Below are 19,777 nucleotides of genomic sequence, written 5' to 3'. Positions count from 1 at the left end.
GTCCGCATTCGGCATCGCTGTTCAGCGCTGATAGGTGCCGAAATTTCTCATCTAATTGATCTCCCTCATGAGTCGCAGGGACCTTATAGCTGACGAACCAGGCGTTGTCATCCCCAACAGCATATTGGGGCCGAGACGTGGCGATTCGCCTAGTGCGCTGCGCGCCAATTTCCTTAGGAATTTGCGCGGCTACATTTCTTTTGGATTGCTGCAGCGTCATTGCCGCGTGTCGACCCGAGAGCCACGACACGCGGCAATGCCTGCACAGTCCAAATCAACGCGCGTTATATTTCGCGTCGAGGTCGTTGATGGCCTTCACGTTGCCGGCCGAGCGGCCCTGTTCGTCGAATGTGTGCCCGAGGAAGGTCTCGGCGATGGCCTTGGCAAGTTCCGGTCCGATGACACGGGAGCCCATCGTGATGATCTGCGCGTTGTTCGAAAGTGCGGCACGTTCGGCCGAATAGGTGTCGTGCGTCAGTGCGGCGCGGATGCCGGGCACCTTATTGGCCGAGATGTTGACGCCGATGCCGGTGCCGCAGACGAGGATCGCCTTGTCATAGGTGCCATCGATGACGCCGGAGGCGACGCGATCGGCAAGGTTCGCGTAGAACGCGTCCGGGCCGGCGTCCGTGCGCGAGACTTCCTGTACGTCGAAGCGGTCCTTGAGGTGCTCGGCGAGAATTTTTGCGAGGCCTTCGCCCGCACTGTCTCCTGCAATTGCAATTTTCAACGTCTATCTCCTTGGAGTTTGGCGGTGCATTGGGCGAGGATGCCGAGATAACCCTCGACGTTCCAGGCCGAACGACCGATGAAAAGCCCGTCGATGTTCGGGCACGAAATGAGTTCTTCACAGTTCCCCGGATTGACCGACCCACCGTAGAGACAGGGGATTCGGCGACCGAGCACGTCTTGCGCGACCGATACGATCTCGGCATGGCGTGCGTCGGCATAGTCTGGCGAGGCGGGAATTCCCTTTTCGCCAATGGCCCAGACAGGTTCGTAGGCAAGAAGGATCTGCGCGCCCTTCTGCACCTCGGACAGCTTCGAAAAAGCGCCGAGAACCTGAGTTTTCAGAATATCCGTTGCCCGGCCACTTTCCCGGTCGGCCAGCGTCTCGCCGATGCAGATCAGCGGGATCAGACCGTGGCAGACGGCAGCTTCTGTCTTCAGGCCGACCGTCTCGTTGGTCTCACCGAAATGCTCGCGACGTTCGGAGTGGCCAAGCTCGACGATGTCGAGATTGCAATCCTTGAGCATGAGGGGCGAAATCTCGCCGGTCCAGGCACCCTGATCGGCCCAGTGCATGTTCTGCGCACCCACCTTGACGGAGGTGTCGGCAAGCAGAGCCTTGACCTCCCGCACCGCCGTAAACGGTGGAATGACGAAACGCTGGAGCGTCGGATCCCGCTCGCCATCGGCGACGCGTAGCGCCTCGGCATAACTGCTGGCTTCCGCCAGCGTCTTGTTCATCTTCCAACTGGTTCCAATCCAGAATCGAGGTGTGGCGCTCATGTCGTCTCCCAGTTCGAGGCGATGGTCAGGTTGATATTGGCGCGTTCGAGCTGCTCGACGGCGGCAGGCTCGGGAGCGCTGTCGGTGATGATGACGTCGAAATCGGCAAGATCGGCCATGACGTGCAGGGCGGTATGTCCGATGCGCTGATGATTGACCAGCAAGCACGTCCTGCTTGCTGACGCGATCATCGCCCGCTTCGCGCGCACGACGTTGTCATCCATGTGATAGGCAAGGGTGCCGGAAACGGCGGGCGTCGAGATGAAGGCGATATCCGCCCTGAGGCGAAACAGCGCTTCCTCCGTCACCACCCCCAGAAACGCATTGAACTTCGGAGAATATATGCCGCCTAACGCGATCAGCGTGACGCCGCTTTCATTCTTCAGCCTCTCGATGATTGCGGCGTTGTTGGTGATCAGTGTCAGCGGCCGTTTCTGCAACAGCATCTCGCCGAGAACAGCGGCCATGGAGCCGTCGTTGACCATGACCGTCATGCCGGGTTCGACAAGCTCCAGCGCGCGACGCGCCATGGCGATCTTGGCTTCATTTCCCTGGCGCTCGCGGATGCGGAAATCGCTTTCGAACTGCACACCCGCGTCAATTGTCGCGCCGCCCCGGATCTTACGGACGACGCCGGCCTGTTCGAGATCATCGAGGTCGCGATGAATGGTCATCTTCGACACGGCAAAGCGATCGGCCAAGTCGTCGAGGTCGACGCTCTTATGCTCGATGAGCAAATTGATGATCGATTGTTGCCGTTCTTCTCGTTTCACCTTCGTGCTCCGGTTTCTCCGGATCGGACGCTGGAGAACATAACACATTCATCACATATTTCCACGAATATTTTGTTATATTGTTATGATTTTATGTGACTGGAGTAGGCTCCAGAAGCGCCTGGGCAGTCCGTTCATCGGTAATCAGGCCGTAAAGGCAGCGGCTCTTGAGGACTGCGCGGATGGCCTCGACCTTCGCAACACCACCGGCCAAGGCGACTAGCCTTTCAGTTTTCGATCGCGGCAAGGAGGCAGACAGGGTTCGTGCTGTCAGCGTCGTCTCGAGGATGCGCCCATCTGCGTCGAAGAAATGACCAAGTATTTCGCCCACACCGCCCGAGGCGGCGATTTCCGCGATCTCGCGCGGCTCAACCATGCCGGAGAGTACAAGCTGCGCCTCGGAATCGACCGTGCCGAGACCGACGAGCTTCAGGTCGGCGTTGTTGGCGAGGTCGAAGACCTCCTTGACCCCTCGCTGGGCAAGCATCACTTCCCGGTCCTCGCCGGTATTGGCGAAAAAGGGGACGGGCATCATGTAAGCATGCGCACCGGTTTTTTCGGCGATGCGATGCATCACGTCATAGGGGTTGGCCACATAGTTTCTCGACAGCCCGCCGAGCATGGAGACAAATCGCAGGCCCTTCGCGTTCAACCGCGGCATATGGTGCACGGCCGATGACAATGTTCGGCCATGGCCGAGACCTATGACCTTGTTGTCGCCGCGCTCGATCTCCCGCTTCAGAAAGCCGGCACCGGCCTGTCCGAGGGCGCGAAACTCGAAACCCTCTTCGCCGAGATCCGGCGCCACCTCGCAATATTGCAGGCCGAAACGTTCCGCCAGCCGGGTCTCGAGCTCGACACATTCGACGATATCGCCGTCGATCGTCACCTTGACGACGCCTTCGGCAACCGCCCGTGCGATCAGGCGATGGGCCTTGACGGACGGCACGCCAAGGCGCTTGGCTACCTCCGACTGTGTCAGTCCACCGGCATAATGCAGCCAGGCGGCGCGCACGGCGAGCGACTCATCCGCATCGACCATCAATTGTCCCTTTCCATTCAGCCCTGCTTTACCAAGGTCGTTTTGTTGCCGTCGGCGCCTTCGACGTCGGCTGACGGCAAGGTTTCATCGCTGTTGCGGCATCAATGCTGGAGCAGGAATCAAATTCAATGCCGTGACGTAGATGTCGTAAAGCCTTGCTGGGTTCTTGCAACTATCAGATGCGCAGGCTGCTTGCGCCGGTGTCGATATGAGGCGCCCAGAAGGCGATGCTTTCGGCGATTTGGGAGATAACCTGACGGTCATTAGGCTCGCGCTCCTTGAATGACAGTTCGAGACAGATCTCGTTGTTCTCAGCGCCGCCCTCCTTGAACGCCTGCAGCAACGGCGTGGGCTGGATACGGCCCTTGGCGTTGAATTCCGCCGCGAACGGGCGATGGCCGCCCTTGTCCATCAGGCTTTGCTTGATGTGGATGATTGGAGAAACCTTGGGAACTGCGCGCGCCCAGGCATAGGGATCATAATCGTTGGGGTTTGTCGATGTGACGTCGCCATGATCGATATCGGCCATCATCCACATAGGCACCGCCAGATTGGCAGCCGTCAGGCGGTCCTGCAGCTTGATGCATTCGCTGATCGTCTCGCCGAATTCGCGGCCGATGCTCATTGGCTCCCAGAATACGTAGGAAAGGCCGGCCGAACGGGCATGCTCGGCAACCTCGGCCCAACAGTCGATCGCGATCTGGATAAGGCTCTCCCGCCGTGCCGGATCGTCGAAATCCTTGTAGGTGAAGATGGCGAATTGCGTGCCCACCGATTGTCCGCCGAGATCGGCGATGATGTCGGCGAAGGTCTTGAACCAGTCGATATAGTAGCGCCGGACATCGGCGTCGGGATGGCCGAAATGGTTGAGGCGCCCATAGGGGCCGGTCATGCCCGAGATCACGTGAACGCCGGTGCGCTCCAATGCGGCCCGCATGGTACGGGTCAGTCGCCTGATTACCGGCGCTTGCCAGCTCGGATTGATGAACTCGTGCGTCAACTGCAGATCGCGGATCTTGAGGTCGCGGGCAACCGTCTCGATGAGGTCGTCCGGCTCGGCGAAGCGGTTCACGAGCGGATTGGTGTTGAGTGAAAGTGTCAGTGGCATGGGGACGGTTCCTCGGATGTCTCAGGCGGCCAGAGCCAGTTCGCTCTCGAACCAAGCCGAGAAATCCGCCTTCTCCTTGGCGGTCATATGTAGGCCTTCCTTGGTGCGCCGCAGCAGAACATCGTCCACGGTCTGCGCCCATTCATAAGCGACCAGGTAGCGTACCTCCGCCTCGTAGAGATTGCCGCCGAAATGGCGCCCGAGGCCGGCAAGCGATGTGGCGTCGCCCACGATGTTCTTGGTCCGCGCTCCATAGAGATGGCCGTAGTGGTTCACGAGCGTGCGCGGCATCCAGGGACAGGCCTCGCGCAGCGAGTCTGCGAAGCTGGTGTAATCGGCATTCGGAATATCGCCGCCGGGCAATGTCGCGGCGCGGGTCCAGTCCCCGCCCATCTTCGGAAAGAATTTGGCGAGCTTCTGCAGCGCGTGTTCGGACAGCTTGCGGAAAGTCGTGATCTTGCCGCCGAAAACGTTGAGCATGGGTGCGCCGCCGGTCTCGTCGAGATCGAAGACGTAGTCGCGCGTCACGGCGGAAGGATTGCCTTTGCCGTCGTCGAACAACGGACGAACGCCGGAGAAGCTTGAGATCACGTCGGAACGGCGCAGTTTCTCCTTGAAATAGCGATTCACGGCAGCGATCAGATAGTCCATCTCCTGCTCATCGGCCTTCACTTCCTCAGGCTTGCCGTCGTAGGGAATATCCGTGGTGCCGATCAGGGCCATGTCGCCCTCGTAAGGATTGATGAAGATCACGCGCCGGTCATGGTTCTGAACCAGATAGGCGTGCTGACCGCCCCAGAATTTCGGAACGACAATATGGCTGCCCTTGACGAGCCGGACCTTGCGCTGGCTGTTGGAGCCGGCAACGCGGCCGATGATATCGTTGACCCACGGGCCGGCGGCGTTCACAAGGACGCGTGCCCGCACCGTGCGCAGGTCGCCGGAGCGCTGGTCGCGCATCTGGACGACCCAGCTGCCCTTGTCGCGCCGCGCGCTGATGCAGGCGGTGCGCGTCAGAATCTGAGCGCCCTTCTCGGCTGCATCGAGGGCATTCAGCAATACGAGACGCGCATCGTCGACCCAGCAGTCGGAATATTCGAAGCCCTTGGTATATTGATCGATAATCGGCGTACCTTCCGGATCGCGGCGTAGATCGAGCGAGCGGGTGCCGGGCAGCCGCTTGCGGCCGCCGAGATGGTCGTAGAGGAAAAGACCGAGGCGGACGAGCCACGCGGGGCGATCCATCGGGCTGTGCGGCAACACGAAACGCATCGGCCAGATGATGTGGCTTGCGGAGTTCAGCAGGACTTCGCGCTCGATCAGGGCTTCGCGAACCAGGCGAAACTCGTAATATTCGAGATAGCGCAGACCGCCGTGGACGAGCTTCCCGGATCGTGACGACGTGCCTTCGGCCAGATCGTCTTTCTCGCAGAGCATGACGGAGAGGCCTCGACCGGCCGCATCCCGGGCGATGCCGGCGCCGTTAATGCCGCCTCCGATCACGAAAAGATCGAGGATTTCGGGTTCAGTCATTTCACGCTCCTTAGGATGCCTTCTGCATCAAAAATCATCTGTCCTGCCCACGCGCTCGGCTTGTCTGCCCTCATGGCTGCGCGGCAAGCGTGTCCCATGCGGGGGTGATCGCCTGCCGTACGTCCAGATAGGCTGCGAACAATCGATCGTACCGGCGTGCCTGTTCCGCATCGGGCGCTTCGGTTTCGCCAAGCAGCGGCGTGACCCATTCGGCGATACAGTCGTCCATGTTCGCGTAAGCGCCGATTGCAACCGCGGCCATCATGGCGACACCTGCGGCTCCCGCCTCCTGACGCGCGGAAATCCTGATGGGCGCGTTGACGGCGGCCGAAAGCGATTGACGCAGCGCGTTGCTTCGCGCCGCTCCGCCCGTCATGCGCAGTTCAAGCGGCATGTTTCCCATAGCCGCGTAACAATCGCGCGTCGCCATGCCGAGCCCTTCGACCACGGCGCGAACGAGGTCTGGAAAGCCGTGGCGAATGGAGAGCCCGGTAAAGCCGGCACGGGCGTGAGCGTTGACGAAGGGTCCGCGTTCTCCCGCCTCAGAAACATAAGGGTGATAGAGAACGGAGCCGGGACGGCTTTCCGCAAACCATGTGTCGATCCGGGAAATGAGATCCGAGGAGGCGACCGGCTTGCCGGCTTCCGATATCAGGTCGGCCGCAATCTGCAGAATCCAGTCGATATTGATCGTTGCGCCCATATTGGTCTGAACCTGGGTGACTATGCCGGGTATCGGCAGGGCGATCACATAGCCGGTGCCCTCGGCATTGAGCTGGACGTCGGAGACCGCCTTGGCGCGCATATGCACGCCCGTAGAACCAATCGTCGAGCAAGCGGCATTCTGGCCGGCGGTTCGCACCCCGGCGCCAAGCGCCGTCATGACCATATCGACATAACCAAGGCAGACCGGCGTGCCGGCCAGCAAGCCGGTCGCGCTTGCTGCGTCCGCCGACAGCGGATGCGTGATCTCGGTTCCTTCGATGATGTCGGGCAGAAGGGACTTCCTGTGATCGAGGCCGAGGGTGTCGATGACGACGGAATCGTATTGGCGCGTACGGAAATTGCCGAAGGTGAAACTCGCCTCGGACGGATCGGTCGCGCGGACGCCAGTGAGATTGAGGTAGAGCCAATCCTTGCAATGCATGGCCGTCTCCGCTCGGTCGAGGAGCTCCGGCATATAGCGGTCCATATGCGCGAGCTGGGGACCCTGCTGGCAGGTGTTGAGCCCCGTGCCCGTTGCCTCGAAGCGTGCGCGATTGTCCGGGCGACCGTTCAGGCTGTTAACGGTCGGTGCTGCCCGCGCGTCGAGCCAAAGCCAGGCATCGCCGACGGGCACGTTGCCGGAACCGACGAGCCAGGTGCCGTCGCCCTGGCCGGTTACGGCGATGACGGCCGTGCGCGCGGCAAGGTCGCTAACCTTGTCGGCGAGGCCGCGCAGGGCGCTGACGCAGTCCGACCATGTGCGGCCGAGCGGCTGTGTCGCGGAGCCGTCGTCCCCCATCGCGTATTGATTGCGCGCGGATGCGGATGCGATCTGCCGGCCCGAAAGCTCGAAGGCCACGGCCTTGATGACAGAGGTCCCCGCATCGATTCCGATGATGATCGTTTCATTGCTAGGCATCGCGCGACAGCTCCGGCGCGCCAAGACATGCCTCAGCGGCGGCCAATTCTTGTGTCAAAATCATTCTTCATTCCTCCCCGGTCTCCTCGACGTCGCTTGCCCAAGGTGACTGTGGCAGCGCCCGATTGCCTTCATTGAACTGCGCACGCGCAGCAACCTCAATAGCTCGTGTTTGCTCGCCTTAAGCAGCGATCACATTCTAACACAAAGATATCATAGTGTGCGTAATTTTTTTCTGGCAATGTAATTTTTTTCATATAAAATAGCTGGTGTCAATTGGTTCCGATCCCTCGGAAGCAAGTGAAAATCGAATGGCGAGCACTGCGCGGCTGAGTCGTGGTAACGCTTCAGTCGAAGTGCGGCTTGTTGAGCAACTTAACGATACGGTGCAGAATACCATTGATATTCAAAGATATATTTTGGCGGTCGTTCGTTTGAGAAGCTTGAATCGATCTTGGCGGATACCTGAGTGCTCGCGATGGTAACAAACGTGATGGCTATTTCGGCTCAGCCTGTCTTGCAGATGGAGAATGTGTCACGAAACCGCTGAAGCGACGCGAGGCCGTTGACACGACCAAGAATTTATAACATGGTTTGTGGCGTTAATAACATATTTCTATCGCAGCTAGCATCATACGCTGTTGTTGCGAGGCCAGGTGATTGGAGGAGACAAGCACCGGCAACCAAGGAGGAACTTCGATGAGCCATTTCGCTTCAAGATACGGTCCGGCTTTACGTCAACGCGATCGCGTCGGTGGGCGAGGCATGCGCCGTTCTGTCAGGGCAGGCCGCCAGCGACTGGCTCTCTCCGTTTCCTTGTCAACAGAGCAATCCGGCCGATAGCGCCGAAGGTCTTTCGAACATGAGTACACAAATTCAAAAAGCGGCTTCCAAGCCGAAATTTACATTGTTGGCGAGCGCGGCGGCCGTCGTGATCGTTCTGGCGGCGATCGCCTTCGATACGACCGTCGTCAAGATCGGCTCCGACCATGACGTGCGCGAGCAGGCGTTCTCACCGGAGGCCTACGGCGTTCAGGAATTCCCGAAGGTTCTGGCGAATGTCCAGAAACGTGCCGTCAATGCTCCCGATCTCGCCAACGCGATCGCGGCGGACAAGAAAGCAGCGGGCGATAAATACGGTGTGGCCACGAGCACCGGTCCGGTCATGCCGGTTTCGCTGACCGGTGTGTTCGGCGCGCGAAAGGCCAATTACAACGAGATTAAGGTCGACGGGCTGCCGGACGGTGTCGTCGTGCGCGTCCAGACGGGTCCGGCCGTCAACGGCACTGACCTGCGCGATGCCACGGGCACGATCGAATTCGGCCAGTTCACAAACCAGATCGAGTATCAGGATGCCGGTTCGGCAATCAACAATGAGATGAAAAAGGCCGTTCTTGCCAGTCTCGACGTCGACAATCTCTCGGGCAAGACCGCGTCTGTTGTCGGCGTCTTCAAGCTCATCAATCCGAAGAACTGGCTCGTCACTCCAGTGAAGGTTGAAGTCAGATGAGTACAGCGCCGCTAAATGGGGGCGCACTGGGCGAGGTCGTTCTTGCTGCCCGCAACATCGCAAAATCCTATGGCAACGTTCATGCCTTGAAGGGCGTCAATTTCGACATCCATCGCGGCCAGGTGACCACTTTGTTCGGCGAAAACGGGGCCGGAAAGTCGACGCTGATGAAGATCCTCTCCGGCGTCGTTCAGTCGAGCTCCGGCGAGATCGTCCTCGACGGTCAGCCAGTTTCGTTTTCCTCCTCCACCCATGCCCGCGAATGCGGTATCTCGATCATCCATCAGGAATTGAGCCTCGCTCCCAATCTCAATGTCCGCGACAATATTTTCATGGGCCGCGAGATCATCAAGAACGGCGGCGTGGACTTTGCCGAAGAGGAGCGTCAGACACGCGCTCTGATGGCGGAACTTGAGGAGGAGATCGATCCGCTGACCGCCGTCGAGAATCTGCGTCTCGGCCAGCAACAGATCGTCGAGATCGCGCGTGCTCTGTCGGTCAATTCGCGTATCCTCATCATGGATGAGCCGACATCGGCGCTCAGCGCCAGCGAGGTGGAGGTTCTCTTCAAGGTCATCCGCGACCTGACGAGCCGCGGCGTCTCCATCGTCTATATTTCGCACCATCTCGAAGAGGCGCTTCAGATTACCCACCATGCGGTCGTGCTTCGTGACGGCAACATGACAGCATATGCCGAGCGCAAGGACATCGATCTTGAATGGATCGTCCGCAACATGGTCGGCGAAAACTTCGATCTTGGAAGTCCGCCGACCGGCCATAAGATCGGTGATGTGGCACTTGCGCTCGAGGAGTTGACGGTTCCAGGCCCGTCCGGCGCCACCTATAAAGCGGTGGACCGTCTTTCGCTGCAAGTCCGCGCCGGCGAGATCGTCTGCATCTATGGATTGATGGGGGCGGGCCGCACCGAACTGCTCGAATGCGTCGCGGGACGCCTCCGATCTGATGGCGGCAGGGTTCTGCTCGAAGGTCGTGACGTCGCTAATCTCAACATTGCCGGACGCATCGCCAGCGGCCTCGTGCTGGTGCCCGAAGACCGCCAGCGTGATGGCCTCGTTCAGACGATGACGGTCGGCTCCAACCTTTCGCTCGCCAGCATCGCCGCATTCACCAAGGGATTGTTTACCTCCGGCGGACGCGAGCGGGAGTTAGTGAGCGACTCGATCCGCAAGGTTCATATCAAGACGGACGGCGGCGAGGCGGCGATCGGCTCACTTTCTGGCGGCAATCAGCAGAAGGTCGTGATCGGCAAGATGCTGGCGACAGAACCCAAGGTCATGCTGCTCGACGAACCAAGCCGTGGCATCGATGTCGGCGCGAAGGCGGAAGTGTTCAAGCTTTTGGCCGAGCGTGCCAAGCAGGGCCTGGCGGTGATCTACTCGACCTCGGAAGTCGGCGAATGCCTCAGCATCGCTCACCGCATCATCGTCATGCGTCGCGGCAAGATCTCTGCCGAATTCGGGCCCGACGTCACCAAAGAGAAGATCATGGCCGCCTCCGGCGAAGCAGTGGTCGCGCACTAGCCGCATTCATGGAGCACTGATTATGTCAGTCACGAACATCACAGAAAAGAAACCAATTTCGAACGGACAGCGGCGGAACTTCAATCTCGTGCGGCTGATCCTGGAAGGGCGCGCCTTCTTCGCGCTGATCGTCATCATCGCGGTCTTCTCCTTCCTGTCCCCTTATTACTTCACACTTAGCAACTTCCTGACGATGGCCTCGCATGTGGCCATCTTCGGTATCCTTGCCATCGGCATGTTGCTGGTCATCCTCAACGGCGGCATCGACCTTTCGGTCGGCTCGACGCTCGGCCTTGCCGGCTGTATTGCCGGCTTCCTGATGCAAGGTGTCACGCTTTCGAGCTTCGGCGTCATTCTTTATCCACCGGTCTGGGCTGTCGTCGTGTTGACCTGCGCGCTTGGCGCGGTGGTCGGCGCTGTCAACGGCGTGCTGATCGCCTATCTGCGCGTTCCGGCCTTTGTCGCTTCGCTCGGCGTGCTCTATGTCGCCCGCGGCGTAGCATTGCTGATGACCAACGGCCTCACCTACAACAATCTCGGCGGCCGTCCTGAACTCGGCAATACCGGCTTCGACTGGCTCGGCTTCAACCGCCTCGCCGGCATCCCGATCGGCGTCATCGTGCTCGCCGTCCTCGCCATCATCTGCGGTCTCGTTCTCAGCCGCACGGCATTCGGCCGTTGGCTCTATGCCTCGGGCGGCAACGAACGCGCGGCCGATCTTTCCGGTGTTCCCGTCAAGCGCGTCAAGATCACCGTCTATGTCCTGTCGGGCGTCTGCGCAGCCATCGCCGGCCTGGTTCTGTCCTCGCAGCTGACGTCGGCTGGGCCGACCGCCGGCACCACCTATGAATTGACGGCGATCGCCGCGGTCGTCATCGGCGGTGCAGCGCTAACAGGTGGTCGCGGCACGGTGCGTGGCACCATGCTCGGCGCTTTCGTCATCGGCTTCCTGTCGGACGGCCTCGTCATCATCGGCGTGTCGGCCTACTGGCAGACCGTCTTTACCGGCGCAGTCATCGTGCTCGCCGTGCTCATGAACAGCATCCAGTACGGACGTCGGACCAAATCCAGCTGACGCCGCACACGAACTTGTCTCCGCCGGTGAAGTTCATCGGTCGGAGAAAGAACCGCCGGTTCGCCGGTATCACCTGAGCTCATCAAGAGGGAGAGAGACTAATGTTTAAAAAAGGTTTGCGTATCGTCATGGCAGCGGTTGCTGTGGCACCGCTTCTGGCGGGAGTAGCATGGGCCGGCGGCCAGATGACGATCATCGTCAACGATCCGTCCAACCCCTACTGGCTGACGGAAGGCAATGTCGCCAAGACGGCGGCCGAAAAGCTCGGCTACACGGCAACGGTCGGTGCCCATAAGGGCGATACAAACACCGAGAGCAACCTGATCGACACGGCCATCACCAATAAGTCGGTCGCCATCATCCTCGATCCGGCCAATGCTGACGGCTCCGTCGGCGCAGTCAAGAAGGCCGTTGCCGCCGGCATCCCGGTTTTCCTCGTCAACGCTGAAATCAACCAGGAAGGCCTTGCCAAGGGTCAGCTCGTCTCCAACAACGCCCAGGGTGCCGCCATCGGCGCCCAGCAGTGGATAGAAGCCGCTGGCGACAAGGGCAAGTATGCCGAGCTCCTCGGTGCTCCTTCCGACAACAACGCTGCAACGCGTTCCAACGGTTATGAAACCGTTCTGACGCAGTACCCGGATCAGCAGAAGGTTGCCCAGGAAGTTGCGAACTGGGACCGCACCCAGGGCCACAACAAAATGCAGTCCATCCTGCAGGCCCATCCGGACATTACCGGCGTCATTTCCGGTAACGACGAAATGGCGCTCGGCGCGATCGCCGCGCTGAAGGAAGCCGGCAAGCTCGCCAAGATCAAGGTCGGTGGATTCGACGGTTCGCCGGACGCAGTCGCTGCCATCAAGGCCGGCGAACTGCAGTACACCGTCCTGCAGCCAGTTGCCGTTTTCTCGGAAGAGGCAGTCAAGCAGGCTGATAGTTTTATCAAGACTGGCAAGACCGGCGCCAAGAGCGAAAAGCAGCTTTTCGATTGCGTCCTGATCACCAAGGATAATGTTGACAAGTACACGGCTCCGTTCGTCCTGGCGCAGTGATAACAACAGGGAGCGCCGGCACAGCGGCGCTCCCTCATTCGGCCGCCGGACGTTCGCGGAAGACGGCCAGGACATGCGTAATGCAAAGGGTTGTTCCATCTCCTCTTTTTGCCTTCGCACTGCATTCGCTGTACGAAACTGACATCGACGAGATTCAGCGGCAGAGGCTCAAGTGACACGGAAGACAAGCTTAGGAGCATCCCTCTTGGACGAATTGCCAAGTGACAGCCGGCACACGCGCCAGCTCGTTCGCCGGCAAATGATTGCCGAGGCCGTCATGACGGAAGGCTCCATGCGTATCGAGGATCTGACCGATAGGTTCGGCATCAGTCTGATGACCGCTCATCGCGATGTCGACGAGCTCGTAAGCCGCGGTCTTTTCCGCAAGACGCGTGGCATCGTCACGGCAGCCGCAACCAGCCTCATCGAATCGAGCGATGTCTATCGTTCAAACCGGCAAGCGGCCGAAAAGAAGGCGATTGCCGCTGCGGCGATGCAGTTCGTCGAGCCCGGCCAGGCCATCTTCTTCGATGATTCCACGACCGTGCTGCAGATGGCCGCCCATCTCTCCGCCAAGGTTCCGTTAACGGCGATCACCAATTCGCTGACCCTCATGAACACACTCAAGGGAATGCATGACGTAACGCTTCTAGCTCTCGGCGGCCAGTACTACAGTTGGTGCAACGCCTTCATGGGCCGCATGACCATCAACGAGATCGCCCGGCTGAGGGCGGATACCGCCTTCATTTCGATGTCGGCGATCACCGACGACATCGTCTTTCATCAGTCGCCGGAAATCGTCGATACGAAACGGGCGATGTTCGACAGCGCCGTTAAACGCATCCTTCTGGCGGACCACACGAAATTCGAGCGGCGCGCGTTGCACAGTTTCGCGGCGCTCAACGAGTTTGACGCAGTGATCGTCGATGACAAGACGCCGTCCGTCCACATCGATCGCATGCGGTCCAAAGATATCAATGTCGTCATCGCCAAGGGCGATGGGGGCCGGTCATGAGGGTGGCGATGACAGGCGGGGCCGGAATGCGGCCAGCCGTTCGCAGACCGGATCATGCCTACGGCCTTTCCACTATCCGGAGTAATGAAAATGCCGAGTCTGCTCGGAATTGATAGCGGTCTGACGGTCACAAAGGCTGTCATCTTCGATATCGACGGAACACCGATTGCTGTTGCCCGGCGCCGCGTCACGCAGTTCATACCCAAGGCCCGGCACATCGAAAGGGACATGGATGAGCTCTGGACTGCGACGGCGGATGCGATCGCTGAGGCGATCAGCCTCAGCAAGCGCGCCGCGTCCGATATCCAGGCGATTGCGGCAACCGCTCACGGCGACGGCATTTACATTCTCGATCGGTCGCGCAGGCCGCTGGGGCGTGCGATCCTGTCGCTCGACAGCCGGGCAGGGGCCGTCGTCGATCGCTGGCTCGAAAGTCCGGTTGCAGACGAAGCCATAGAGCTTACCGGGCAATTGCCGCATGTCTCTGCGCCATCGGCGCTCCTTGCCTGGATCAAGGAGAAGGAGCCGACCCGTTTTGCGGAGATCGGCCATATCATGAGCTGCAAGGACTGGCTTCGCTTCTGTCTGACCGAGGCGATTGGCACCGATCGGACAGAGGCAAGCACCTCCTTCACCAATGTCCGAAGTCAGGATTATTCGCAGGATGCGCTCAAGCTCTTCGGGCTGGAAGAGCTGGCCAATGCCTTGCCGCCGGCCACACGTTCGGACGAGGTCGTCGGTCATGTGACGCGGGCTGCCGCTGCCCGTACGGGTCTTGTGGAAGGGACCCCTGTCGTGGCCGGCCTGCACGACGTCACGGCGTCGGCTCTCGGTGCGGGAGGCTACGCCTCCGGCGTCGTTGCGGTGATCGCTGGGACATACTCGATCAACGAGACCTTGTCGTCTGAGCCGCGCGTTGACAGACGCTGGTTCTGCCGCAACGCCATTGCCCCCGGTCAGTGGAACAATATGTCGATCTCTCCGGCTTCGACGGCGAATTACGATTGGTTCCTCGATCGGCTTTGTGCCAGCGAGCGCGCGAGCAGCGAAGCGTCAGGTGGATCGATCCACGCGCTGCTGGCGCCCGAGATAGACGCCGCATTCGCGCGTCCCTCGACGGCGCTTTTCCACCCTTATCTGTTCGGCTCACCCTACGGCGCGTCAGCCAGCGCCGGCTTCTTCGGCCTGGGTGGCTGGCACGATCGCGGCGACATGCTGCGAGCTGTTCTCGAGGGAATTGCCTTCAACCACAAGATCCATGTCGATGCTTTGAGTGACGGTTTTGCCTTTGGCGAGGCGCGGCTTGCCGGGGGCATTTCTCGCAATCCGACCGTCGTCCAGATGTTCGCCGACGTGCTCGGCATTCCAGTGACGGTGACGGAGACAGACGAAGCGGCGGCTTGGGGCGCGGCTCTTTGCGCAGGTGCGGGCGTCGGCCTTTATGCCGATCCGCAGAGCGATCCCCGCGATGTCGGCAAGATCGCCAGAACCTGCCATCCGGATGCATCCCGCAGCATCCACTATCGCGAGAGATACGATCTCTTTCGTGAGATCGCCGAGGCGATGACCCCGATCTGGCCGAAGATCGGCCGCCTCGCCCCCGCTGAATCGCGAGACTAGGACAATTGGCCGTCGCGCGGGCAGCTCGCATCGACGGCAGTTCAGTAGGAAACAATGGTATGACCGATATCGCCGCCGATTTGAAACAACGCTTTACGACATTGCCGGACAAGGACATAGACGTCGTCATTCTCGGTGCCGGCGTGAACGGCGCCGGGTTGTTTCGTGATCTCTCCGCCCAGGGTGTCAACTGCCTCATCGTCGACAAGGCCGATTTCGGGTCGGGAACGAGCGCTGCGCCGTCGCGCCTCATTCATGGCGGCCTAAAATATCTTGAGACGGGTGAGTTCGGCCTGGTTGCCCAATCAACGCTGGAACGCAATCTGCTCCTTCAGAACGCGCCGCACTGCGTCGAGGCGCTGCCGACCTTCATCCCGATTTTCTCATGGACGCGAGGCATATGGGCGGCTTTGCGGACGCTGACAGGCTCGACGACAGCGCCCCGCAGCCGTGGCGCCGTTCTCATCAAGATCGGGCTCGCGCTCTATGATTTTTTCGGGTCGCGCAACCGTGTTATGCCGCGCCATCGCTTCCTATTGAAGAAGCGCGCGCTCAAGGAAATGCCGCATGTCACTCCCGATATCGTGGCGGGCGGCATCTACTACGATGCCAAGATCAGCCGGCCTGAGCGGCTTGTCTACGAACTGGTCATGGATGGGCTTCAGGCCAACAAGAACTCGCTGGCGGCAAATTTTACCACGCTGACGTCGGCGGCGGAGGGGAGGCTCAGCTTCGAGCGAGCCGACGGCACAAGATTTTCGGTTGCTCCGAAGCTCGTTGTCAACGCCGCCGGCCCTTGGATCGACCGCGTCAACAAGGCGCTCGGCGCGCACTCGCGCCTCATCGGTGGGACGAAAGGCTCGCATATTCTGCTTGATCACCCCGAGCTCGTGCGCGGCCTGAACGGCCATATGATCTACTTCGAAGCGGACGATGGCCGTATTTGCCTCGTCTATAGTTATCTCGGTCTTGCTTTGGTCGGTTCGACGGATATTCCCAACGACGATCCCGACAGCGTCCGCTGCGAAGAGCCGGAAATCGACTATTTCCTCGAAAGCGTCCAGTCTCTGCTGCCAAGTCTTCGCTTCGGGCGGGAGCAGGTGGTCTACAGCTACAGCGGCATTCGGCCCTTGCCGGCTTCGGACGCGTCGTCGCCGGGCCTGATCAGCCGCGACCATTCCGCTCCGGTGATCGAGCCGCAGTCGGATCGTCCGTTTGCCATCGTCTCCCTTGTGGGCGGCAAGTGGACGACTTTCCGCGGTTTTGCCGAGGAAGTTGCAGACCTCGTGCTCAAGCGCCTGAACCGCGCTCGGAGCCAATCCACAAAGCATCTGGCGATCGGCGGTGGACGCGATTTCCCGGCGAATTCGACAGTGCGCGCGGAATGGGTACGCGCTCTTGCGAAGCGAACCGGTGCAGCGCCAGGCCGGATCGATCAGCTCTTGAGCCGCTACGGAACCACTGCCACGGTGATCCTCGAATTTCCATCCGCGCACACCGATGCCGTGCGCCTCTTCGGGGCTCCACACTATAGCGCTCTCGAAATCGATTGGATCGTGCGGCAAGAGCTTGTCGTCCACCTGTCGGACGTGGTGTTCCGGCGTACAACGCTTGCGATCGAAGGTGCGCTGACCATGCAAGGCCTGCGGGACGTGGGCGCAATTGCCGCCCAGGCGCTTGGCTGGACGGAACAAAGGCTTGCAGCCGAAATCGAAGACGTCGTCACTACCATGTCGACGTTCCATGGCAGGCGGCTGGAAGACGGCGCCGAACGCCCATTTTCGGAAGCCAGGACGACTGTAGGCCCGGCTTCCGCCTGAGATGTTATTGTAAAGCGGCCCGGCGATTCAAAAGAATCGCCGGGCCGCTTTATTTCTTTGTTTTGAGCAAGTCGTACTGAAAACCGCTGAGCGGTTTTCCGGGAATGACTTCAGGAGAAGACCGGGTCGAGCGCGCCCGACTTATAGCGTTTGGCCATCTCGGCGACAGAGAGCGGCCGAATGCGGGCAGCATCGCCTGCCGTTCCGAACTGCTCGAACTTTTCCTTGCAAAACTTCGTCAAAACGGCCATGCCCAGCTTCATGTATTTGCGCGGATCGAATTCGCTCGGGTCTTCCTTCAGCATAGCCGAGGTTCAGAGGCTATCATCGCAAAAAAGGGGGGATTGTGTCGATGGCCTCGGAGGACAGGGCACGATAGACCCGAATCCAGAACAGCGCTTCGTTTGTCCGTTGGCTTCGTTCGGCGATCAGTGCCCGAATCAGCGCCTCCGAGCCGGCCATATCGTGCCAGCTCGTTTTTAGTCCAGTGGCGGCTTGGCCCACCGCCTGCTCGGCTTCATCCGCTTGGCCCATATTGCTCTCCTAACTTGAGGATAGCGGACCGCCTTTGCAGACGTCATTCCCCTCATATGTGGGGAGATCCCCTTGTTTGTAGAACCGATCTCGCGGTAAGATTATGAGAAAGCTGGGTGATGCGTCATGCGGGGAACTTCAGACAACCCAAAATTCGAGCACGCCTTCAATGAGATCAAAGCGGCGTCCAATGTCGACACTGCCATTCGGTCTCTGCAGGCGGCATATGACGTCGACTACGTGACCTACCATCTCGCGCAGACCATCATGGATAGGATCGACGCGCCGTTTGTTCGTACCACCTATCCCGATGCCTGGGTCTCTCGATATCTTCTCAACGGCTACGTGAAGATTGATCCCGTTGTCAGGGAAGGGTTTCTCCGTCAACTTCCGTTCGACTGGAGCGAGGTCGAGCCGACGCCGGAGGCCTATGCGCTATTGGTCGACGCGCAGAAACACGGTCTCGGCGGCAATGGTTATTCCATTCCCGTTGCCGACAAGGCCAGACGCAGGTCGCTGCTTTCCATCAATTCCGATTTGCCGGTCGATCGGTGGCAGGAGTTGGTTGCAAATTGCCGAATGGAATGGACGGAACTCGCCCATCTTATCCATGGCAAAGCTATGCTGGAACTCTATGGCGAGCACGATCCGGTGCCATCCCTGAGTCCGAGAGAGATCGAGTGCCTGCACTGGACGGCGCTTGGCAAGGACTACAAGGACATCGCACTGATTCTCGACATTTCCGAACATACGACGCGCGATTATCTGAAGACGGCGCGATTCAAGCTGGGTTGTGCCACCCTTTCGGCAGCCACCACCAAAGCCGTCCAGCTCCGCATCATCACTCCCCTGACATATCCCCTCAAATGAGGGGCTCCATTTGCGGGAATTCCCGACCGCGGTTTTCCGGTTCATTATTGCCTCGCGACAATAAACTGTTGGAGGCGAAAGTGTTCATAGTTATTCAAGCACACGAATATCATAAGTATGCGAGCATCCTCGATCAGATGTTCCGCCTTCGTAAGACGATCTTTGCAGATACGCTCGGCTGGGACGTAACTGTCGTCGGACCCTACGAACGCGACAGCTATGACGCTCTCGGCCCCGCCTACCTTGTTTGGTGCGATGAGCGCCGTATGCGGTTTTATGGTGGGGTACGCCTAATGCCGACGACGGGGCCGACGCTTCTCTACGACGTCTTCCGAGACACGTTTCCAGCCGCAACCGACCTGGTTGCCCCGGGAATATGGGAAGGCACGCGCATGTGTATCGACGAAGCTGCCATCGCACGTGATTTTCCTGCCATCGATGCCGGCCGGGCTTTTAGTCTGTTGCTGCTCGCACTTTGCGAATGCGCACTCGACCATGGCATCCACACCATGATTTCCAACTACGAACCCTATCTCAAGCGAGTATATAAGCGCGCAGGTGCCGAAGTCGAAGAACTTGGCCGCTGCGATGGATATGGGAAATATCCTGTCTGCTGTGGTGCATTCGAGGTCTCGCAGCGTGTTCTCCGGAACATGCGGCAGATGCTCGACCTGTCGGCTCCGCTCTATGCTCGCCCCAAACCCGAACGATCCGTCGCGACTCGACTGTTGGAGCTCGCGGCATGAGAAACCTGATCTTCGTCTCTGGAAATAGGAGGCGCGCATGCCCGAAGACGACAATCTGAGAGCGCGTGATTTTGCCAGAATGTTCCGGCTGATTTCCGCGGCAAAAGAAAGAGCCGAAGCGCTACAGCTTCGTAACCTTGTCCACCTGACGAATATGGCGCTGCTGCAGGTGGCACTGGACTGGGAAGGCCTGGACCCGGAGCGTGACCCCGATATCGACCTCGGAGGGCTCGTTCGTGAGAAAGAGCGGATCGCGATGAGACATGGGCGAGAGAACCTGCTTGTTCTCCCTCACACCTAAACTCCGACCCGGGCGTCCGGACATCCAATGTCATTGGGTCGACGCCCTCGTCGACCCATTCATTATACCCATAAATAAACCTCCACCTATGGTGGAGGACTGGA

The 19,777-nt window shown here is 59.7% G+C and carries 18 protein-coding genes and 1 pseudogene; 10 read left to right on the top strand and 9 right to left on the bottom strand.

Going from position 1 to position 19,777, the window contains the following annotated elements; translation table 11 throughout:
• Positions 1-274: 274 nt before the first annotated feature.
• The 7 genes from derI to CCGE525_RS32070 all read right to left on the bottom strand — a co-directional run bounded on the left by derI (position 275) and on the right by CCGE525_RS32070 (position 7,592).
• Positions 275-730, bottom strand: coding sequence for a D-erythrulose-4-phosphate isomerase (gene derI, locus CCGE525_RS32100; RefSeq protein ID WP_120708218.1), 456 nt, complete (start codon positions 728-730; stop codon positions 275-277).
• On the bottom strand, positions 727-1,512 hold the full coding sequence (locus CCGE525_RS32095) for a triose-phosphate isomerase (RefSeq protein ID WP_120708217.1): 786 nt from the start codon (positions 1,510-1,512) through the stop codon (positions 727-729). Before CCGE525_RS32095 ends, derI begins: the two co-directional genes overlap by 4 nt.
• The gene (locus tag CCGE525_RS32090) at positions 1,509-2,285 is read right to left on the bottom strand and encodes a DeoR/GlpR family DNA-binding transcription regulator (RefSeq protein ID WP_120708746.1); all 777 of its coding nucleotides are present in this window, start codon (positions 2,283-2,285) and stop codon (positions 1,509-1,511) included. The genes CCGE525_RS32095 and CCGE525_RS32090 overlap by 4 nt, the downstream gene beginning before the upstream one ends.
• 91 nt (positions 2,286-2,376) lie before the next feature.
• The gene (locus tag CCGE525_RS32085) at positions 2,377-3,327 is read right to left on the bottom strand and encodes a sugar-binding transcriptional regulator (protein ID WP_120708216.1); all 951 of its coding nucleotides are present in this window, start codon (positions 3,325-3,327) and stop codon (positions 2,377-2,379) included.
• Between the two features lie 175 nt (positions 3,328-3,502).
• Positions 3,503-4,435, bottom strand: coding sequence for a sugar phosphate isomerase/epimerase family protein (locus tag CCGE525_RS32080; RefSeq protein WP_120708215.1), 933 nt, complete (start codon positions 4,433-4,435; stop codon positions 3,503-3,505).
• A 21-nt stretch (positions 4,436-4,456) separates the two neighbouring features.
• A complete protein-coding gene (locus CCGE525_RS32075; RefSeq protein ID WP_120708214.1) occupies positions 4,457-5,968 on the bottom strand; it encodes a glycerol-3-phosphate dehydrogenase in 1,512 nt (503 codons plus the stop codon).
• 70 nt (positions 5,969-6,038) lie between these two features.
• Positions 6,039-7,592, bottom strand: coding sequence for an FGGY-family carbohydrate kinase (locus tag CCGE525_RS32070; protein WP_120708213.1), 1,554 nt, complete (start codon positions 7,590-7,592; stop codon positions 6,039-6,041).
• Positions 7,593-8,454: 862 nt separating this feature from the next.
• Between CCGE525_RS32070 and CCGE525_RS32065 the strand changes: the two genes are divergently transcribed.
• The 7 genes from CCGE525_RS32065 to CCGE525_RS32035 all read left to right on the top strand — a co-directional run bounded on the left by CCGE525_RS32065 (position 8,455) and on the right by CCGE525_RS32035 (position 17,222).
• Complete coding sequence (locus CCGE525_RS32065; RefSeq protein WP_120708745.1) at positions 8,455-9,102, top strand: DUF2291 domain-containing protein; 648 nt, start codon at positions 8,455-8,457, stop codon at positions 9,100-9,102.
• Positions 9,099-10,643, top strand: coding sequence for a sugar ABC transporter ATP-binding protein (locus tag CCGE525_RS32060; protein WP_120708212.1), 1,545 nt, complete (start codon positions 9,099-9,101; stop codon positions 10,641-10,643). Before CCGE525_RS32065 ends, CCGE525_RS32060 begins: the two co-directional genes overlap by 4 nt.
• A 22-nt stretch (positions 10,644-10,665) precedes the next feature.
• Positions 10,666-11,718 (top strand): ABC transporter permease, encoded by a 1,053-nt coding sequence (locus tag CCGE525_RS32055; RefSeq protein WP_120708211.1) that lies wholly within the window; start codon positions 10,666-10,668, stop codon positions 11,716-11,718.
• A 101-nt stretch (positions 11,719-11,819) separates the two neighbouring features.
• On the top strand, positions 11,820-12,767 hold the full coding sequence (locus CCGE525_RS32050) for a D-ribose ABC transporter substrate-binding protein (RefSeq protein ID WP_120708210.1): 948 nt from the start codon (positions 11,820-11,822) through the stop codon (positions 12,765-12,767).
• Positions 12,768-12,939: 172 nt separating this feature from the next.
• Positions 12,940-13,782 carry a DeoR/GlpR family DNA-binding transcription regulator gene (locus tag CCGE525_RS32045; RefSeq protein ID WP_120708209.1) on the top strand — a complete coding sequence of 281 codons (843 nt, stop codon included), beginning with the start codon at positions 12,940-12,942 and terminating at the stop codon, positions 13,780-13,782.
• A 90-nt stretch (positions 13,783-13,872) separates the two neighbouring features.
• Entirely contained in the window at positions 13,873-15,402 is a 1,530-nt protein-coding gene (locus CCGE525_RS32040; protein WP_120708208.1) for an FGGY-family carbohydrate kinase, read from the top strand.
• Between the two features lie 59 nt (positions 15,403-15,461).
• Entirely contained in the window at positions 15,462-17,222 is a 1,761-nt protein-coding gene (locus CCGE525_RS32035; RefSeq protein ID WP_120708207.1) for a glycerol-3-phosphate dehydrogenase/oxidase, read from the top strand.
• Positions 17,223-17,332: 110 nt separating this feature from the next.
• On the opposite strand, the pseudogene CCGE525_RS32030 reads toward CCGE525_RS32035, so the two are convergent.
• Positions 17,333-17,527: pseudogene (locus CCGE525_RS32030) on the bottom strand (fructose-1,6-bisphosphate aldolase); the annotation flags it as partial.
• A 19-nt stretch (positions 17,528-17,546) separates the two neighbouring features.
• Entirely contained in the window at positions 17,547-17,756 is a 210-nt protein-coding gene (locus tag CCGE525_RS32025; protein ID WP_120708206.1) for a hypothetical protein, read from the bottom strand.
• A 126-nt stretch (positions 17,757-17,882) separates the two neighbouring features.
• Here CCGE525_RS32025 and CCGE525_RS32020 point away from each other — a divergent pair, with 126 nt between their 5' ends.
• The 3 genes from CCGE525_RS32020 to CCGE525_RS32010 all read left to right on the top strand — a co-directional run bounded on the left by CCGE525_RS32020 (position 17,883) and on the right by CCGE525_RS32010 (position 19,673).
• Positions 17,883-18,626, top strand: coding sequence for a LuxR family transcriptional regulator (locus CCGE525_RS32020; protein WP_120708205.1), 744 nt, complete (start codon positions 17,883-17,885; stop codon positions 18,624-18,626).
• A gap of 80 nt (positions 18,627-18,706) precedes the next feature.
• Entirely contained in the window at positions 18,707-19,372 is a 666-nt protein-coding gene (locus CCGE525_RS32015; RefSeq protein WP_120708204.1) for an acyl-homoserine-lactone synthase, read from the top strand.
• A gap of 37 nt (positions 19,373-19,409) precedes the next feature.
• Entirely contained in the window at positions 19,410-19,673 is a 264-nt protein-coding gene (locus CCGE525_RS32010) for a hypothetical protein (RefSeq protein WP_120708203.1), read from the top strand.
• Positions 19,674-19,777 lie beyond the last annotated feature (104 nt).

The organism is Rhizobium jaguaris, from assembly GCF_003627755.1.
Classification (GTDB): domain Bacteria; phylum Pseudomonadota; class Alphaproteobacteria; order Rhizobiales; family Rhizobiaceae; genus Rhizobium; species Rhizobium jaguaris.
The sequence above is the reverse complement of the archived record's forward strand: the minus strand, read 5'-3'. Positions and strand labels throughout refer to the sequence as shown.

What these genes read in the sequence shown, in the direction of transcription:
- CCGE525_RS32095 (WP_120708217.1), bottom strand. Translation starts at nt 1,512, where the DNA reads ATGAGCGCCACACCTCGATTCTGGATTGGAACCAGTTGGAAGATGAAC.
- CCGE525_RS32085 (WP_120708216.1), bottom strand. Translation starts at nt 3,327, where the DNA reads ATGGTCGATGCGGATGAGTCGCTCGCCGTGCGCGCCGCCTGGCTGCAT.
- CCGE525_RS32080 (WP_120708215.1), bottom strand. Translation starts at nt 4,435, where the DNA reads ATGCCACTGACACTTTCACTCAACACCAATCCGCTCGTGAACCGCTTC.
- CCGE525_RS32075 (WP_120708214.1), bottom strand. Translation starts at nt 5,968, where the DNA reads ATGACTGAACCCGAAATCCTCGATCTTTTCGTGATCGGAGGCGGCATT.
- CCGE525_RS32070 (WP_120708213.1), bottom strand. Translation starts at nt 7,592, where the DNA reads ATGCCTAGCAATGAAACGATCATCATCGGAATCGATGCGGGGACCTCT.
- CCGE525_RS32065 (WP_120708745.1), top strand. Translation starts at nt 8,455, where the DNA reads ATGAGTACACAAATTCAAAAAGCGGCTTCCAAGCCGAAATTTACATTG.
- CCGE525_RS32060 (WP_120708212.1), top strand. Translation starts at nt 9,099, where the DNA reads ATGAGTACAGCGCCGCTAAATGGGGGCGCACTGGGCGAGGTCGTTCTT.
- CCGE525_RS32055 (WP_120708211.1), top strand. Translation starts at nt 10,666, where the DNA reads ATGTCAGTCACGAACATCACAGAAAAGAAACCAATTTCGAACGGACAG.
- CCGE525_RS32050 (WP_120708210.1), top strand. Translation starts at nt 11,820, where the DNA reads ATGTTTAAAAAAGGTTTGCGTATCGTCATGGCAGCGGTTGCTGTGGCA.
- CCGE525_RS32040 (WP_120708208.1), top strand. Translation starts at nt 13,873, where the DNA reads ATGCCGAGTCTGCTCGGAATTGATAGCGGTCTGACGGTCACAAAGGCT.
- CCGE525_RS32035 (WP_120708207.1), top strand. Translation starts at nt 15,462, where the DNA reads ATGACCGATATCGCCGCCGATTTGAAACAACGCTTTACGACATTGCCG.
- CCGE525_RS32025 (WP_120708206.1), bottom strand. Translation starts at nt 17,756, where the DNA reads ATGGGCCAAGCGGATGAAGCCGAGCAGGCGGTGGGCCAAGCCGCCACT.
- CCGE525_RS32020 (WP_120708205.1), top strand. Translation starts at nt 17,883, where the DNA reads ATGCGGGGAACTTCAGACAACCCAAAATTCGAGCACGCCTTCAATGAG.
- CCGE525_RS32010 (WP_120708203.1), top strand. Translation starts at nt 19,410, where the DNA reads ATGCCCGAAGACGACAATCTGAGAGCGCGTGATTTTGCCAGAATGTTC.